Annotated in this window: 5 protein-coding genes; 3 read left to right on the top strand and 2 right to left on the bottom strand. The window is 62.6% G+C overall.

Translation table 11 applies throughout. From position 1 onward, the window contains the following. Positions 1–89 precede the first annotated feature (89 nt). The 3 genes from D886_RS27440 to D886_RS0110460 all read left to right on the top strand — a co-directional run bounded on the left by D886_RS27440 (position 90) and on the right by D886_RS0110460 (position 14935). A complete protein-coding gene (locus D886_RS27440) occupies positions 90–5537 on the top strand; it encodes a dermonecrotic toxin domain-containing protein (protein WP_155951415.1) in 5448 nt (1815 codons plus the stop codon). 63 nt (positions 5538–5600) lie between these two features. Then, a complete protein-coding gene (locus D886_RS27435; RefSeq protein WP_177323888.1) occupies positions 5601–9629 on the top strand; it encodes a leucine-rich repeat domain-containing protein in 4029 nt (1342 codons plus the stop codon). A gap of 89 nt (positions 9630–9718) precedes the next feature. Next, positions 9719–14935 (top strand): NEL-type E3 ubiquitin ligase domain-containing protein, encoded by a 5217-nt coding sequence (locus D886_RS0110460; RefSeq protein WP_027593884.1) that lies wholly within the window; start codon positions 9719–9721, stop codon positions 14933–14935. Between the two features lie 72 nt (positions 14936–15007). Here the strand turns inward: D886_RS0110460 and D886_RS0110455 are convergent, their stop codons facing one another. Beyond that, positions 15008–15502 (bottom strand): DUF934 domain-containing protein, encoded by a 495-nt coding sequence (locus D886_RS0110455; RefSeq protein ID WP_027593883.1) that lies wholly within the window; start codon positions 15500–15502, stop codon positions 15008–15010. Further along, the gene (locus D886_RS0110450) at positions 15486–17138 is read right to left on the bottom strand and encodes a nitrite/sulfite reductase (protein WP_027593882.1); all 1653 of its coding nucleotides are present in this window, start codon (positions 17136–17138) and stop codon (positions 15486–15488) included. Before D886_RS0110450 ends, D886_RS0110455 begins: the two co-directional genes overlap by 17 nt. Positions 17139–17315 lie beyond the last annotated feature (177 nt).

Raw genomic sequence — 17315 nt, 5'->3', positions numbered from 1 at the left:
GCTCTGCGCAATCGCTTTTCAATGGCAAGCAGGTATTCATCTACCACCGCCGCCTGCAGCGCAGCTGATGTGATCAAGCCCCAATTCAAGTGGAGCGCTCGATCATGCCGATGGCAACCCATAGCGACGACCTGCTGGACGAGTTGATCGCCAGCCGCCTTCCCAACTGGCTGGCCAATGCCACACCGGAGCGTCTGAGGGCACTGAACCTTTGCCTGAGCCAGCAAATGGACGTTCAGCAGCAGCTACAGGGTCTTTACCAAGGGACTACTGGGCTCGATGACTTTGCCGCCCCCCTGTTACAGCAGGCTCTGCACGATCAGCAGTTGCAGCTGGACGTGAGCAAGGCGCAGATTCAGTTGAAAGTTGTGCTCCCTGCACCCTTGGCAAAACTGCTGGGCAAGCCGCAAGTGCGGTTTTTCAAGCATTCGTTGCTTGAGGCCGCACTGCACAACTTCAGTGCGGGTGAGGCGGCCTCTCAGGACGGCGCGACATTGCTCGATGAAAACGCCAGCCCCCTTGCGTTTGCGCCCGTGGCATTCGCTGAGCTTTGTCGCACACTCGATGTGGGCAAGCAGTATCAGGACTACCTCAAGGCCCGCTATCAAGCCCCGTTAGAGGAGGGGCACCGTGTCAACCGGATAATCGAAGAGGGCCACCGGGCAGCATTGGAGGCGGCAGTGCGGCTGTCGGCCTTGAAGGGTGAGATCAATGAGCGAAGTTATCAGCTGTTTCTACCGCTCATGTCATCTGTGCCCACCGAGGGCAGTGATTCAGCGGTGTTGATCCCCAAAGCCCTGCGGCTGCTCGGCAAGCAAATTCGTGGGGCTATGGCCTTTGAAGTGCGGCAAGGCGGGCAGGCAACTGCACCTCTGGAAGGCGTACTTTGCTGGATCCCAGGTGACGAGCAGGGGGCCCTCACCTGGTATGGCAACTGGGACACGTTGTTCAGTAGCTTAGGCGAGCTGTTCCGGCTGCCCGGTTATGAGGCGTTTTTCCAGCGCTTCATCGGCCAGCGCGACCGAATGGCATTCACCCAGGCGCTGAGCAAAGCAAAAGCAGCGCGGGCTGCCCACCTGCCTGCCGAACTCGACGGCCGTTATGAAGCTATCGAGCTGCCGCTGTTCGAGCACATGCGTAAGGTGCAGCTCGACACGTTGCTTGATGATGCCAGGGTCTTGGCGGTACCCACGGCAGATCAGGACAGTAATGAGCGCAACGCGCGCCTGCACTTCTACCTGGATGTAGGCTTGTCCGTGCTTGGGGTAGCGAGCCTGTTCGTGCCTTGGTTGGGCTTGCCCTTGCTGGCCATTGCGGCGGTCGAGGTGGTCTCGGGGGTCTACGAGGGCTATGCCGATTGGCAACTGGGCGACCGGCAGGGAGCGCTCGAGCACCTGTTGGGCGTTGCCGAGAACATCGCTCTGGTTGGGGTAGGTGTCGGCGTCGGCGTAATTGCTGGGCGTGTGCTCAAAAGCGCCGGCCTGGTGCGCCGGTTGGTGCCCGTGCGGTTGACTGAGGGGCAGGTAAGCCTGGTACACCCCGAACTGCCGGGTTACGAAGTGCTGGACGACACGTTGGCGGTGGGTGAGCGAGGCGGCGAGGCAGGGCAGGAGCGACTTCGCACCCACACTGGCACCTACAGGTTCGCTGAGGATCCGTTGACACGACAGCTGTGCATTTTGCACCCAACGCGCCTGCAAGCCTACGCGCCGTTGCTGGAGCACAATGGTGCCGGCGGCTGGCGCCACGCGCTTGAAGTTCCGCAGCAGTGGCAGGATGCAGCGCAGATGTTCAGGCGTTTGGGTAGCGCGTTGAGTGAGGTATCCGATGCCACGGCAAACGATGTGTTGCACATCACCGGTTTTGACCAAGCCCGCTTACGCCGTCTGCATGCGCAGAATGCGCCAGCCCCCGCACAACTGCTCGATGCCCTGCAACGCTATCAGCTGCATCAACGTGAGCCCGGGCTGCAGGGTGCAGCATTCGAGCAACGGTTACAGGCGGAGCAGCCTTTGGCCTCCCCTGAGGCAAGTATTCTTCGGGGTGCTTTCCCCGGGCTGAGTGTGCGTGGTGCGCAGGAGATCGTCGCCAATGCCGAGCCAAGCCTGGTGCAGCGCATGATCACTCAGCGGAAAGTGCCCATGGCGCTGGCTGGCACTGCCCGCTGGTACCTGCGCGATGCGCGCGTGGACCGCGCCTGCGCGGGCTTGTGGCAAGCACCGGCGATCAATGCCGATACCGAGCGGCTGGCCCTAGGGCTGCTCGAAGGCTGGGCGCCTTGGCCTGAAGGCGAAAGGGTGGAGATACGCCAAGCGACTCGAGAGGGTGAATTGATCGCCTGGGCAGGGGCGAACAACGCCGATCAGGTGCGTATCGTTGTCCGAGATAACGACCAATACCTGGCTTACAGCGGCACTGGCACACAGCTGACTAACGTTGTACAGGGTGAGAGCCTCTTCGAAGCGTTGCTAAAGCAGCTGGATGCAGCGCAGCGCGGTGTGCTGGGGGAGGCAGGGCAGTCCGCCACGCAGTTGGGGGATGGCTTGAGACAGCGCGCAAACGCGCGCCATGAACAGGCGGAACAATTGATTGGGCTGACACCCGCGTCATTGGGCTTGAGGCCACTCGCACGCTTGAGCGGCGGGCGTTTAGGCTATCCGTTAAGTGGCAGGCCGGGTATGCGTCTGCCAGAAGAACAACCTTCGTTGGTGATCGACGAGGCGCAGGTTCGCCCTCTTCTCGAAGGCCTACGGCGCCTGTTCCCCGACCGCGAAGAGCAAACCCTGCGCCAGTACGCGGATGCCATTGCCCGCACGCCAAGGCGGGATGTCTGGAACCATTATGCTGACTTGGCGCGGCAGGTCAGTACATTGCGCACCAGCCTGGATACCTGGAGCCAAGCGGGGGATGCGGCGCAACGCGCTGCAGGTGCGGACCGTGGTGTGCGGCTGCATTGGAGTGCGTCGCGAGCGATCATGGCGCACGAGATTCTGCAGGCTTGGCATCCACAGTTGCCAGGTGAAACGCCAACCTTCCAACTTGATCTTGACGGCGCGCTGACCGGCGGGGTGCCACCGTTCCCGCACACCGTTGGCTGGGGCCGACTGAGCGGCTTGACGGTGCGCAACGCCAGCGCAACAGAGATGCCGCCCTTCACTGCGCAACAGTTTGCCGGCCTGCGTAGTTTGAGATTGATTAATACGGCCTTGGAGGCACTGCCTCAGTGGCTGTTAAACCTTGAACACCTCACCCACGTGAGCGTGCGAGGCAACCGCTTGGCGGCACTGCCGGCTCAACTTTCGCGCATGGCGCGTTTGTCGAGCCTGGACCTGGGCCACAATCGTTTGACGGTGATCCCGCAGGTGCTTGGGCAATTGGGCGAACTGCGGACCTTGAATCTGGAAAGCAACGGTATCGTCATCGATGCACAAAACGCCGCTCGGCTCGAAAGCATGCAACAGCTGGAGGTGTTGATACTCGACGGTAACCCGCTGGCGAGCATGCCTTCTTTGGTCAGAAGCATCGAGTTGAGACGGGTTACGCTGCGCAACACTCAACTGCAGGCGTTTCCAACCGAGCTGCTTGGCCAGCATCCGAGTATGAGCCTAGCGCTCGAGGGCAACAGGATCGTTGAGCTGGATGATGAGTCTTTGCGATTGATCGCTCGCGACAGGGCGCGTATTTGCCTCGATTACAACCCCTTGTCCCAGGCGTCTGTTCAGCGACTGGACGCCAATGATCGCTTGGAACCGGTGGATCCGTTTGCACCTCAAGAGGGTGATCAGATAATTGCAGATGATCCTCAGCGCGTGCAGGCACTTCGCGCCATCTTGATAAGGATTGGCAACCAGGTGACCAATGCCAGTGCGCGTCTGCCACAGCATGAGGTGCTGGCTGCACATCTCAATGTGCTTGAGCAGGCCAGTACGTTGCGAGAAAGCCTGGAGCAATGGTGCGGCGACGACCCTAACCGGCTGGCCTTTGCACGGCGTCTGCTTGCCAGCTGGCTGCCGGAGGTGCCGGGAAGCGTATCGCCCCCCCACGAGCGACATTTTGCCCTGCGCATTGACGGTGCGCAGATTGGTGCATTGCCGCCATTTCCTGACACGATCAGTTGGGGGCGGCTGCGCTGGCTGCGGCTGATAAACATCGATTTTTCCAGCGTCGCGCCCGACTACTTCAGCCGCTTCACTAATCTGATTCAGTTGCGGATCAACAACTGCCACCTCAGCGAAGTGCCGGCATGGGTCTGTGACCTGCGCAGGCTGGATGATCTGTCATTGTCCAACAACCAGTTGGCGTCGCTGCCTGAAGGCTTGGAGCGATTGACTGACCTGACGATGCTGTTTCTGAATGACAATCGCCTCACCCAGGTACCCGACGCCTTGCGTGGATTTGGCCGGCTTCAACGGTTGGGCCTGGCGAACAACCAGATTGTCGTGGATGTCGGGGGCGCCGCTCGACTGAACGCATTGTCAGCGCTGAGGATGTTGGACCTGAGCACTAACCCGCTCGGTAGCCTACCGACGCTACCGCAAAGCACTTCACTGGAGAGCGTGGCGGTCGCCAATTGCCAACTGGGCGAGTTCCCTTTGGCGCTTATGCGTGAACACCCCAACGTGACGCTCAGGCTCGATGGCAATCGTATCAGTGAGCTGAGTGAGGAAGCGGTCCGCTTGATCCGAGCGAACCCTCAGGGCGTCAACCTCCAGCTCAATCCACTGTCTGAAGGCAGCGCGCGTCGGTTGGCGGCTGTCCAGCCAGTGTTGGAGCCTGCGCAACCGCCTCAGCCGGAGCCACAGCCGCAAGCTCAGGCTGCCCGTGCGCCGGAGCGGGTAGTGGTGAGGATGGCGAACCCGCAGGCTCAGCATCATGGCGTCGACGCCTCGCGTGATCGGTGGCTGCAAGGCCTGCCCTCGCCACTACAGCAGCAACGGCAAGCGCAATGGGCACGGCTCACGGCAGAGCCAGGTGTCGAAGATTGGTTGGCGTTCCTGGACGGTTTGAGTCGAACCGCAGATTTTCAACAGGATGTTGAAGCCCTACAGGCGCGAGTGTGGAGCCTGATCGACGCCTGTGAATTGAACGCACGCGTTCGAGGGGCCATTTTCGATGAAGCGCAACGAGAGGGCATGGCCGAGAGCTATCTGGCCCAGCTCGATCGGCTTGAGTTCGCCCGGGTTCGCGCGCTGCGTACTGAAGGCCTGCAGGGTGATGAACTTGAGCGTGCCTATGTGCAGTTGGCTCGCGAACAGTTGTCCCTTTTGCAGGAAGGCAGGCCTGAAGCACTCATCGAATCGCTTGCAGGCAGCAGGTACTGGCAGGATTATCTCAATCAGCGCTTTACTGAACGGTTTGATGCTCGGCTACTGGGTTTCAATACGCGCGTGGATGCGTTGGATGCCCTGGCGATCGATCCAAATGAATACATGCAGCGTATGGCAGTGTTGGCGGCTGAGCGAAACGCTGTTTTCCATACGTTGATTCGTGAGCTCACCGTTGAGGCGTGCATGCGTCATCCTGCACAGGAGCATTAAGTACCGCAGTGGTGGGGGGGAATGCTGTTTATCTCGGGTTTTGACCAACCAGAGAAGCCGCCAATGCCCTCACCACAGCCTCAACCCTACGCAGTGGATACCCTGATCGCCAGCCGCTTGCCGGCCTGGCTTGCCAGTGCATCCGAGGATCACTTGGGCAAACTGCGGGTTAGTCTGCAGCGCCAGCAACGTAGCCAGCACCGCTTGGCTGAGCTGTTTTCCCGTGTCACGCCACTGGACGCTTTTGCCAAGACATTGCTAGACCAGGCACTGAGTGATCGCCAGTTGCCGGCGCTGGATGTGCGCCAGGTGAAGCTGCGCACCACCACCACCCTTCCGATTGCATCGGTGGGCCCTGGGGGGCTGGGCAATTCGGTGAGCGAGATCGCTGAGGTGAGTTTGCTGACGGCCGCGCTGCACAATTTCAGCGAGCATGAGACACCGCCCTCTGGTGCTTTTCAAACCCACGTCATCGTCGATGCGCAAGGTGAGCCGCAGTCACTGAGCCCGCAGGCCTATGTAGCGCTTTGCCGAAGTGTGGACGTGGGAGGGCGCTACCAGCACCATCTTGAATCAATTCTGTTGGGGCCGGGGGAGAAGAGCAAGCGCGTGGAGGCCCTGCTTGAAGACAGCGCGCGTGCCAACCTGGAGGCTGATGTACGTCTGGCTGTGCTCAAGGGCGAAATTGATGAGCGCGTGTACCTGCAGTTCCTCCCTGTGCTTTCAACGGTGGCCGTGGTGGACTCCGACACTACGCGCCTGTTGCCATTTGATCTGCGTGTGCTGGGCAAGCAACTGCGCGGCGTCTTGGCTTTCGAGGCGCGGCGAGGGGGGCTGACGAGTGCGCCTCTGGAGGGTGTGGTGCTATGGGTTCCCGATGACCCCCACGGTCCGCTGCAGCGTTTTGCGACGTGGGATGAGTTGTGGCACGGCCTGGGTCGACGATGCCAGGCGAAGGGTTACCCAGCCTTCATCCAGCGGTTCATCGGCGAGCGTGACCGCTGTGCCTTCAGCCGCACACTGCGTCGTTTGCTACAGGCCAGAGCGGGTGCGCTGCCGGTTCAGCTAGACGGTCGTAGCCAAGCGATTGATCGGCCGTTGTTCCCGCATCTGCGAAAAGTCCGCCTCGATACGCTGCTGGACGATGCGCGTGTACTGGCCACGCCAACTGCCGAGGCGGACCAGGCTGAGCGCGAACGACGCATGGGCGACTATGCCAGCGCAGGGTTCGATCTCTTGGGGTTGGCCAGCCTGTTTGTCCCTGTTCTTGGCCTGCCGCTGTTGGGCATCGCTGCCTTGCAGATCGCTGACGAAGTCTATGAAGGTTATGCAGATTGGAAGCTAGGTGACCGTGAGGGCGCGTTGAACCACCTGTGGGGCGTTGCCGAAAACGTGATTGCCGGCGTTGCTGTGGCATCGATTGGGCTCGTGGCGGGACGATTGATCGAGCGTTCGGCGTACGTTGATGCGCTGGTGCCGGTGTTGAAGGCACACGACGAGGTTCGCCTGATCGATGCTGAACTACCCGGCTACGCGGTGCCGCAGGTGGGGTTGGCCGTTGGCGAGCGTACCCGTGTGGCCGGGCAGACACGGCTGCGCACCCATTTGGCGACCTACCAGGTAGCCGAGGATGCGCAAGGCGCGGGCTTGCGTATTCAGCACCCCAGCAGACCGAGCGCCTACTCGCCCTTGATCGACAGCAACGGCGAGGGCGGTTGGTGCCATCAGTTGGAAACCCCGCAGCACTGGCAAGGGGCGACGCAGTTGATGCAGCGCTTGAACAGCGCATGGGCGGCGCTCGACCCCCTGACGGCCGAGCGTGTCATGCACACGACCGGCTTTGATGAGGCGCGCCTGCGGCGCCTGCACCTTGAGCATGCACCAGCACCGGCGCGGCTGCACGACGCCTTGCAGCGCTATCAGTTGCATGCGCAGTACCCTGAATTGCACGGCGATGCGTTCGAGCTGCACCTGAGTGGGCTGCAACGCCCCCTGGAGGCGGCAGAGCAGCTGTTGAAGCGCGACTTCCCGGGCCTTACCCCGCGCGCTGCGCGGCAGATCACCCAGCGCGCCGGCCCTGAAGAGGTCGAACGCATGATCGGCACCCAGCGCGTGCCGCTTGCCTTGGCCAGCGAAGCGCGCTGGCTGTTGCGTGACAGCCGCCTGGACCGTGCCTGCGCAGGCTTCTATCAAGCGGCGGCGGTGAATGCCGACACCGAACGGTTGGCATTCGGCCTGCTGGCTGATGCGGCGCCATGGGCACAAAGCGTGCGGGTCGAACTGCGCAATGAAAGCCTGAGCGGGGACCTGCTCGCCCACGTCGGGGCAGAAGGGGCCGCTGACGTGCGTTACGTCATCAGGCGCGGCCAGGGTTACCAAGCGTCGCCTGCTGCCAGCGAAAATGGCACTCTGTTCCAGGCGCTGTGGTGGCACCTCGATGAGGCGCAAAAACAGGTACTAGGTGAGGGTGGCCAGACCGGCGAGCAACTTGGGCATGCCTTGGCGGTGCGGGCCGGTGAGCAACGTGAGCGCGCGGCAACATTGCTTGGCATGGCGCCAAAAGAGGGGGTAGTTCGTCCGCCCGTGCGTTTCGGCGATGGTCGGTTGGGCTACCCATTGAGCGGTGGCGATGCCCTGCGCTTACCGCGCGGTCAGGTCCTGACCACTGCTGATATGCAGGCACGCCAGTCCATTCGGGCAGGGTTGCACCAGTTGTTTCCGCATCGCCCGGCGCAGGATGTGATGTGGCTCGCGCTGCAACTGGCGCAAAGGCCAGGGCGCACGGTCTGGACAGCCTTCAGCGAGCTGGCCAGGCAGGTCGAACGGCTCGACGTGAGCTTGCGCGCTTGGCGGGGGCAGGCTACGGCCGTCAATTACCATCGACGTCAGCGCGTCGGGCAAATGATTCGCGAGGCCTGGGAGCCCGATTTCTATGGCCCTGGCGGGGTCGATGAGTTGATTGTACGCAACGAGCCTGTGGGCAACCTGCCCGTACTGCCGGCAGATCTTCACTTTGGGCATTTGCATCGCCTGAGCTTGAGCAATGTCGGGATGAGCGCGCTGGAGGGGGATTTCCTCGGCCGCTTCCCTCAGTTACGAAGCTTGCAGTTGAGCGGCAACAGGCTGATGGCGCTGCCTGGGCTAGGCAACCTGCGTCGCTTGGTCAGCCTAGATGTGCAGCATAACCGGTTGACCACCCTTGAGGGGGTGCAGCACCTGTCGTCATTGACCCAACTGATCGCGAACGACAACGCCCTCACGGAGGTGCCCGGGTTGGCAACCCTGACCCGGCTCACGCGCCTGGACTTACGGGGCAACCAGCTGGCTGTGCTTGACGGTGTGCAGGGCCTGACACTGCTGACCCAACTGGACCTCAGTGACAACCTGTTGTCAGCGCTACCCGAGCAGATTCACCGGTTGATCCGGCTGCAGTACCTGAACCTGAGCAACAACCAGTTCACGTCGCTGCCAGCGGGTATCGAGCGCATGGTCGGCCTGACCCAATTGAATCTTTCAGGTAATCGCCTTGGCGAGCTACCGGACACACTGCGCGCGCTGACCAGGCTGTTGCAGCTGCACCTGGCCGAGAACAGGTTGCGCAGCGTACCGACGGTGATTGGCACTATGCCCAGCTTGAGAATCCTCAATTTACGCGGCAACCAGCTTGAGGCGATACCCGAGGGTTTGGAGCGGCTGCGGCAGTTGACCGAGCTGTACCTGGCGGACAACCAGATTGTCATCGACGTGGCAGGCGGCCAACGCCTGGAGGCGTTCAGTGAGCTGCGAACGTTCAGTTTGAAGGGCAATCCGATAGGCATGATCCCGCCGCTGCGCAACCTCGACCACTTGCGCCATCTGTCGCTGCGCGCGACCGGTCTGAGTGAGTTCCCCTTGGCGTTTCTGGAGCGTCATACACAGGTGTACGTGGACCTCGCCGACAACCTGATCGTCGAGCTGAGCGAGCGAGCATTGGCGTGGATTCGGCAATACCCCAACCGGCTCAACCTGAACAACAACCCCCTTGATGAGCAGGACCTGGCGCGTTGGCGGGCAGTGTGGGCGCAGTTTGACACGCTGAGCCAACGCGGCTGATACCGCTGCGGGCGGGGTGCTTTGCATAGTTACCGCAAACGCCTCGCCCTGCACTGGTGCAATCGCAGCTCCGGCCCTAGGAGCCTGCGATGCCAGATCTACCCTTTGCCAGCGATTCCACCGACGCCCTGATCGCCAGCCGTTTGCCTGCTTGGCTCACAGCGGCATCACTGGAGACCCTCTACGCCCTGCACGAAAGCCAGCGCTGGCAGCAGCAGGTGCAGCATGAGCTGCACGGTTTGCTGGCGCGGATCACGCCATTGGATGCGTTTGCCGCGCCGTTGCTGCAACACGCATTGCGGGAACAACACTCGCTGACACTCGATGTACGCCAGGCCACGCTGCGGCGCAGAACCTTGCAGCGCTTTCCGTCGTTCGTTGCCCAGATCCCAGATGGGGTCAAAACGCAGGTCTACCAGCACAGCCTGCTGCAGTCGGCGCTGCACAACTTCACCGAGGGCGAAACCCTCGCCACTGGGCTCATGCAGGGGAGTGCGGTATTGGACAGCGAGGGGCAAACTCTCGGGCTTTCGCCAAGGGCCTTCACCTTGCTGTGCCGCTCGCTCGACCTGGGTGGCCAATACCAGGCTTACCTGCGGGGGCAGTTGACCCCAGGCGGGGAGGCTGGCCGGCACATCGAAGCGTTGATGGAGGAGGGCTTTCGCGCAAGCCTGGAGGCTGCCCTGCGACAGTCGCTGGTCAATGGAGAGATTGTGGCGCATGCCTGTGAGCAGTGTGCGCCGCTGGTGGCCATGGTCGCGACAAAGTCAGCGATTGCCGGGTTCGAGCCGCGACAAATCAGGGTGTTTGGCCAGTGGGTGCGAGGGGCCGTGGCCTTTCAGGTCCGTCATGCTGGCCAGGACGGCGTGCTGTGTTGGATCCCCGATGACCCTCACGGCCCATTGACCTGGTTCGCCTCCTGGGACTCGCTGTTCCTAACGTTGGGCAAACAATTCCGCTTGCCGAAGTACGTCGAGTTCTTCCAGCGGTTCATCGGTGAGCGAGACCGAGAAGCCTACACGCGAGCCCTGGACAACGCGTTGAAACGTGCGGGCCAAAATGCACCTGTTCAGCTCGACGGCCGCCACGAGGCGATCGAGCTGCCGTTGTTCGAGCACTTGCGCAAGCAGCAGATCGATACCCTGCTGGACAACGCCAAAGTGCATGCCGTCCCCACCGCCGCTGTGGATGCCCAGGCGCGGGATCGGCGTTTGCACTTCTACCTGAGCTTTGCCCTCGATGCACTGGGCTTGGCGAGTTTCGCCTTACCGGTGCTGGCGTTGCCGTTGTTGGGCATCACAGCGCTGCAGGTGGCGGACGAGGTGTACGAGGGGTATGCCGATTGGCAGCTGGGTGACCGGCAGGGCGCACTGGAGCATGCCTATGCGGTGGCCGAGACCGTGATCATGACAGCCGCCAATGTCGGCGCGGGTGCAGCCTCGCATCGCTTGGCCCGTGCAGCCGTGGTCGATGAATGGGTCCCCGTGCTGGCAGGTCCGCACGGGTTGAAACTGTGCGACCCCGAGCTCCCCGGGTATGCCGTCGAGGGGCCAGGCGCTGTGGGGCAACTGACCGTGGCAGAGGGGCGAGAGTACCTGCGTACACCGGTAGCAAGGCACTTGACCGAGCTGGACGCTGAATCGCAGCAACGGCGCATACGCCACCCTGTCCACGCCGATGCCTATGCGCCCTTGCTTGAGGGCAATGATGCCGGCGGCTGGCAGCATGAACTCGAATGCCCCCACGAGTGGCAGGGGAGTGCTCAATTGTTGCGCGACCTGGGCCATGACCTGGCGCACCTCGATGACCAGGTGGCCCATAAAGTGTTGCGCGCAACCGGGCTCGACGAGGCCCGACTGCGCCGGCTGCATGTAGAGCACGCACCGCCCCCCGCGCGGCTGCTGGATGCCGTGCAGCGTTATCAACTGCATGACCAGTTGCCCTGGTTGCGGGACGAAGGCTTCGAGCGTCATCTGCAGGCGCAGCAAGCGCCCCCCACGGTGGACGAAGCCCTGTTGCAGCGTGACTTCCCCGGGCTCACGGTAAGCGGGGCGCGGGAGATCATCGAGCACGCTACCGAGGCGCAGGTCGAGCACCTGCAAGCACGCCAGCGCGTACCACTGGCCTTGGCCGAACAGGCGCGCTGGTACCTGCGGGATGCGCGCCTGGACCGCGCCTGTGCCGGCCTGCTGCAAGCGGCAGCGCTCAATCGCGACAGCGAGCAACTGGCCTTGGCCTTGATTGCCGACCGGGCGCCCTGGCGAGCTGTACGCATAGAGCTGCGCAGCGGCACGCTGACCGGCGAGCGGACCGCCTGGGCGGGTGCCCAGGCCGCCACTGAAGTGCGCAGCGTGCTCAGAACTGCCAAGGGCTATCAAGCCTTGGATGCCTACGGGCGCCCCTTGCCCACGGCCAATGCCGAGGACAGCCTGTTCCAGGCGCTGTTGCTGCAGCTCGACCCGTGGCAGCGTCGGGCGCTGGGTGAAGCCAGCGAGTCCCCGCAGGCACTGGCCGATGCCTTGTCGAAGTGGGCCAGCGAGCATCGCGACAAGGCCGCCACCCTGCTCGGCATGGCGCCGGTCGGGCTGGGCTTTCGGCCACCGGTGCGGCTGGGCGATGGTCGCCTGGGCTACCCCCTGAGTGGGCGTGGCGAAAGCAGCAATCGCGCACTGCGCCGGGGTATTCAGCGGCTGTTCCCCGATTACGATGACAGCGCCCTTGAAGCCTTCACGAATACCGCCCGTGAGCAGGGGCTGACGCCCTGGAGCTACTACCTGCAACTGTGCGAAGCGCTGCGTGCACTGGATCAGGCGTTAGGGCGCTGGCGCCGGCAATCGTCCGGGCCGATACAGTTGATCAGGCGCACGCGCGTGGCACGGCGCATTCGGCATGCCTGGCAGCGACGCGTACGTGATGCCAGTGGCAACCCCATACTGGTCCTTGACGGCACACGGTTGGGCAGCCTGCCCGACCTTCCGCCGGCGGTGAATTTTGATCATGTGACCGCGTTGACGCTGCGCAACCTTGAGCTGACGGCGGTCAACGCCGATTTTCTCGCCCGCTTCCCGCGGCTGAGCCAACTGGACCTGTCGCGAAACCGGCTGACAGCCATACCCGATACCTCGCACATGGCGAACCTTGAATGGGTCGATCTCAGTCACAATCGCATCGTTGACGTCAGTGAGGCGCAGGCCGCCTTGCTGCGGGCCAACCCCGACAGCGTGCGTTTACACGGCAACCCGTTGTCTCCGGTTGCGCTTGAGCGTGTAAATGTTGCCCCGCCCGCGCCAGTCGTGGAAAGGGTAAATGAGCATGAACAGTGGTTCGAGGGGCTGAGCGAGGCGGAAGCCGCCCGTCGTCGCGGGCAATGGGAAGCGCTAAGCGCCGAAGCCGACAGCGATGCGTTCTTTGGGTACCTCGCAGAACTGCTGCACTCAGAAGACTTTACCCGGCAAGCGCAGGGTATGCGGCGTCGTGTCGGTGAATTGCTCAATGCCATGTTTCACCATACCCACGTGCGGCGTGCAGTGTTCGAGCAGGCCGCCATGCCGCGCGGGCGGGCCGACCTGGATGTGCTGATCGTGAGGCTGCAGGTCGCGCTGCGCACCGATGGCCTGCGAGGCCGGCGGGTCGAGCGTGAGTTACGCAACCTCGGCCGTGAGCTGTTTCGGCTCGATCAGGTCGACCGCTTTGCCGCGCGGCACATCGAACGCTTGCAAGGGCGGCCAGGCCAACTTGATCAGGACGAAATCTACTTGGCATTCCGGGTGGGGCTTGCAGAGCCGTTGAGCCTCTATGGCCAACCGACCTACCTGGACCTTCAGCACGTCGATACCGTAACGCTGGGGGACCTGGCCGAGGCCGAGGCTGCCGTACACCGGGCCGAGACGCCAGAGGCGCTCAGCCAGTTCCTGGTGCAGCAGACGTTCTGGCAGGACCACGTGCGGGTCGAATACAGCGCGCAGTTTGCAGCCATACGCCGCAGGTATGGTGCGCGTTTGGCCGCGCTGGTGCCAGAGCCGGGCCAGGACCATGCGCCAAGTGGGCCGGTCAATGCAATTGTTGCCCAGCGCAGGGAAGAGGAGCAGGTACTCACGCTGACCCTTGCGCGTGGCAACCCGTGGACCTGGTATCGGCTTGAACCCCCGCATGGGCCCGGTTCCCTTGCCTATGCGCATTTGTCGCGGCAGCTTGAACACAGCTTCGAGGCGTGGCGCGGGCAACCCAGTGAACCGGAATATGCTGCGCGGTCCTACATCGCCGGTGTGTTGCGCGAAGCCTGGCAGGCAAATTACCGAGATGAACTGCCGTCTTTGGGCTCATCCGTCGATGGGCTGGCAGTCAGTTCGCTTCCTGATCTGCCGGCCGGCATCCTGTTTGAACGCCTGCGCGCGTTGTCCCTGCGTAACCAGCAGATTGCCACACTGAGCGGCGACTTCCTGCGGCGCTTCCCCAACCTGGAGGATGTCGACCTCTCAGGCAATCAGCTCTCGGCCTTCGAGGGGCTTGAGCATTTGCCGCGCCTGCGCAGGTTGAATCTGGGGGGTAATCTGCTCGAGACCTTGGACGGCTTGGGCAATGCCAGGCAACTGACGGACCTGGACCTCAGTGGCAATCAGTTTGGCGAGTTGCCGGCCGGTATCGAGCAGTTGGAGCATCTGGCCAGTCTCGACCTTTCTTTCAATCAAATGGCTGTGCTGGATGACCGCGCAGGGCAACTGTCGAACCTTGAAAACCTGCAGCTGGGTGGCAACCTGCTGAGCGATGTGCCACGCAGCCTTGGCAACCTTGCCCGGCTAAGCATCCTGAACCTCAGTGCCAATCGGCTGACCCGCGTGCCGGAGCAACTGAATGGCCTCGGCCGCTTGACCCGTCTGGATTTGCGCGACAACGCGATTGTTTTGGACGCCCAAAGCGAGTTGCGACTGGAATGGTTCTCCCGGTTGCAAGTCCTGAGCCTGGAGGGTAACCCGTTGGGTATGGCGCCGAGGCTGCACTACAACGTGCAACTGCGCTATCTGTCATTACGCGCAACCGGCTTGCGCAGTGTGCCCCTGGCGTTGCTGCAGCGTCATCCCGACATGGTCGTGGACTTGCGTGGCAACCGTATCGCGGCATTGAGCGAGGAGGCACTCGGCTGGATAGAGGCGCATCCGGAGACTGTAAATCTTGAGCAGAACCACTTAAGCGAGGCGGTCATGGCGCGGGTGCGCAATGCGCTGGGGCGTCTGCAAGCCGAGTGGGCGCGGGCGGCAGAAGCGGGGGAGGTGAGCGTGACCAGGAAGCCACCGGGGCGCAGGGGCTGACGGGCGGCGGGTGAAGAGGGGTGTACAACAACGCCCCTGACCCGCCAGAGCGCGGGCCGGGGGCGATGAAGATCAGCGGCGGCGGAACAGCGGCAGCGGCTGGTCGGCGGCGGCCTGGTAGGTCACCGAGAAGTCCTTCAGGCTTTGCAGTGCGTCTTCCGGGTCCTTGTCGGCACGGATGGCAAACGCATCGAAGCCACAACGGGCCATGAAGAACAGCTGGTCGCGCAGCACGTCGCCTATGGCGCGCAGCTCACCGGTGAACTTGTAGCGGTCACGCAGCAGGCGCGCGTTGGAGTAACTGCGCCCGTCGGTGAAAGCCGGGAAGTTCAAGGCGATGACCTGGAAGTGCTGCACGTCTTCGCCGATCTCTTCCGCTTCTTCGTCGCTGTCCAGCCAGATACCCAGGCCGCCGTCGCGGGCCTTGAGCACGTGGGCATGGTCGCGCCACAGTTGCAGCGGGACGATGTAGTCGTCGCAGTTGGTCAACTCGTCGAACGACGTTTCCTTGGGCAGCAGGTGCCAGGTTTCGTCGACGATCTCGTTGTTCTTAATGATTCGCTGCATAGACGCGTTCCTTGAAGGGGTCGATGCCGATACGCTGGTAGGTGTCGATGAAACGCTCTTCCTCGGTACGCTGCTCTACGTACACGGCGATCAGCTTTTCAATCACATCGGCCATGGCGTCCTGGGCGAAGGATGGGCCGAGGATCTTGCCCAGGCTCGCGTCACGCGCAGCGTTGCCGCCGAGGGACACCTGGTAGAACTCCTCGCCTTTCTTGTCCACGCCGAGGATGCCGATGTGGCCCACGTGGTGGTGGCCGCAGGCGTTCATGCAACCGGAGATGTTCAGGTCGATCTCGCCGATGTCGAACAGGTAGTCCAGGTCGTCGAAACGGCGCTGGATGGATTCGGCGATCGGGATCGACTTGGCGTTGGCCAGCGAGCAGTAGTCACCGCCCGGGCAGCAGATGATGTCGGTCAGCAGGCCGATGTTCGGCGTGGCAAAGCCACCTTCGCGCAGCTCCAGCCACAGGGCGTGCAGCTGGCGCTGCTCAACGTCGGCGAGGATGATGTTCTGCTCGTGCGAGGTGCGCAGGAAGCCGAAGCTGTAGCGCTCAGCGAGGTCCGCCACGGCGTCCAGCTGCTTGTCGGTCAGGTCGCCAGGGGCAACGCCGGTGGGCTTGAGCGACAAGGTCACGGCCACATAGCCAGGGCGCTTGTGGGCGCGGGTGTTGCGCGAGCGCCAGCGGGCAAAACCTGGGGCTTCGGCGTCTTGGGCGCTGTAGTCGACGTTGTCCAGGGCCAGGTAGTCCGGGTCGACGAAGTGGCGCGAAACACGCTGTACTTCCTCTTCGGTCAGGGTGCTGTTGCCGCCGCGCAGGTGGACCATTTCGGCCTCGACCTTTTCGGCGAACACTTCAGGCGTCAGCGCCTTGACCAGGATCTTGATCCGCGCCTTGTACTTGTTGTCACGGCGACCGTAACGGTTGTACACGCGCAGGATGGCGTCCAGGTAGCTGATCAGGTCCTGCCAAGGCAGGAACTCGTTGATGAACGAGCCGACCACCGGGGTACGCCCCAGGCCGCCGCCAACCAGCACACGGAAGCCCAGCTCGCCCGCTGCGTTACGCACCGGCTCCAGGCCGATATCGTGCACTTCGATGGCCGCGCGGTCTTCTTTCGAGCCGTTGATGGCGATCTTGAACTTGCGCGGCAGGTAGGCGAATTCCGGGTGGAAGGTGGTCCACTGGCGGACAATCTCGCACCAAGGGCGCGGGTCGATGATTTCATCTGCGGCAACACCGGCGAACTGGTCGGTGGTGGTGTTGCGCAGGCAGTTGCCGCTGGTCTGGATCGCGTGCATCTGCACGGTGGCCAGCTCGGCGAGGATGTCTGGGATGTCTTCCAGCGCCGGCCAGTTGAACTGCACGTTCTGGCGGGTGGAAATGTGGGCGTAGCCCTTGTCGTAGTCGCGAGCGATCTTGGCCAGTGTGCGGACCTGGCGCGCGTTCAGCTGGCCATAAGGCACGGCGACACGCAGCATCGGGGCGAAACGTTGGATATAGAGGCCGTTCTGCAGGCGCAGAGGGCGGAATTCTTCTTCGCTCAGCTCCCCGGCCAGGTAGCGGCGGGTCTGATCACGGAACTGCTTGACGCGGTCCTCGATGATCCGCTGATCGTACTCGTCGTATACGTACATAAAAGTCCTGTCTCAGGCTGCATGCAGCTATTCGCGCGCACGGCCGCGCACTCCGGTTCGGAGCTGGGGAACGATATCAGAGTGTGTTTATGCGCTAAAGTGATGTTTTTGCATATGAAAAGAACCAAACGAACTAAGTGAGACTGACTGGCATTTGTTCGTCCGCGTGTGCCGTGG

It is taken from the genome of Pseudomonas sp. LAIL14HWK12:I7 (assembly GCF_000483465.1).
GTDB lineage: Bacteria > Pseudomonadota > Gammaproteobacteria > Pseudomonadales > Pseudomonadaceae > Aquipseudomonas > Aquipseudomonas kermanshahensis.
This window is presented reverse-complemented; position numbering and strand designations above follow the sequence as displayed.

Excerpts from the sequence above, each read along its gene's own strand:
- D886_RS0110450 (WP_027593882.1), bottom strand. The coding sequence starts at position 17,138 with ATGTACGTATACGACGAGTACGATCAGCGGATCATCGAGGACCGCGTC.
- D886_RS0110455 (WP_027593883.1), bottom strand. The coding sequence starts at position 15,502 with ATGCAGCGAATCATTAAGAACAACGAGATCGTCGACGAAACCTGGCAC.
- D886_RS0110460 (WP_027593884.1), top strand. The coding sequence starts at position 9,719 with ATGCCAGATCTACCCTTTGCCAGCGATTCCACCGACGCCCTGATCGCC.
- D886_RS27435 (WP_177323888.1), top strand. The coding sequence starts at position 5,601 with ATGCCCTCACCACAGCCTCAACCCTACGCAGTGGATACCCTGATCGCC.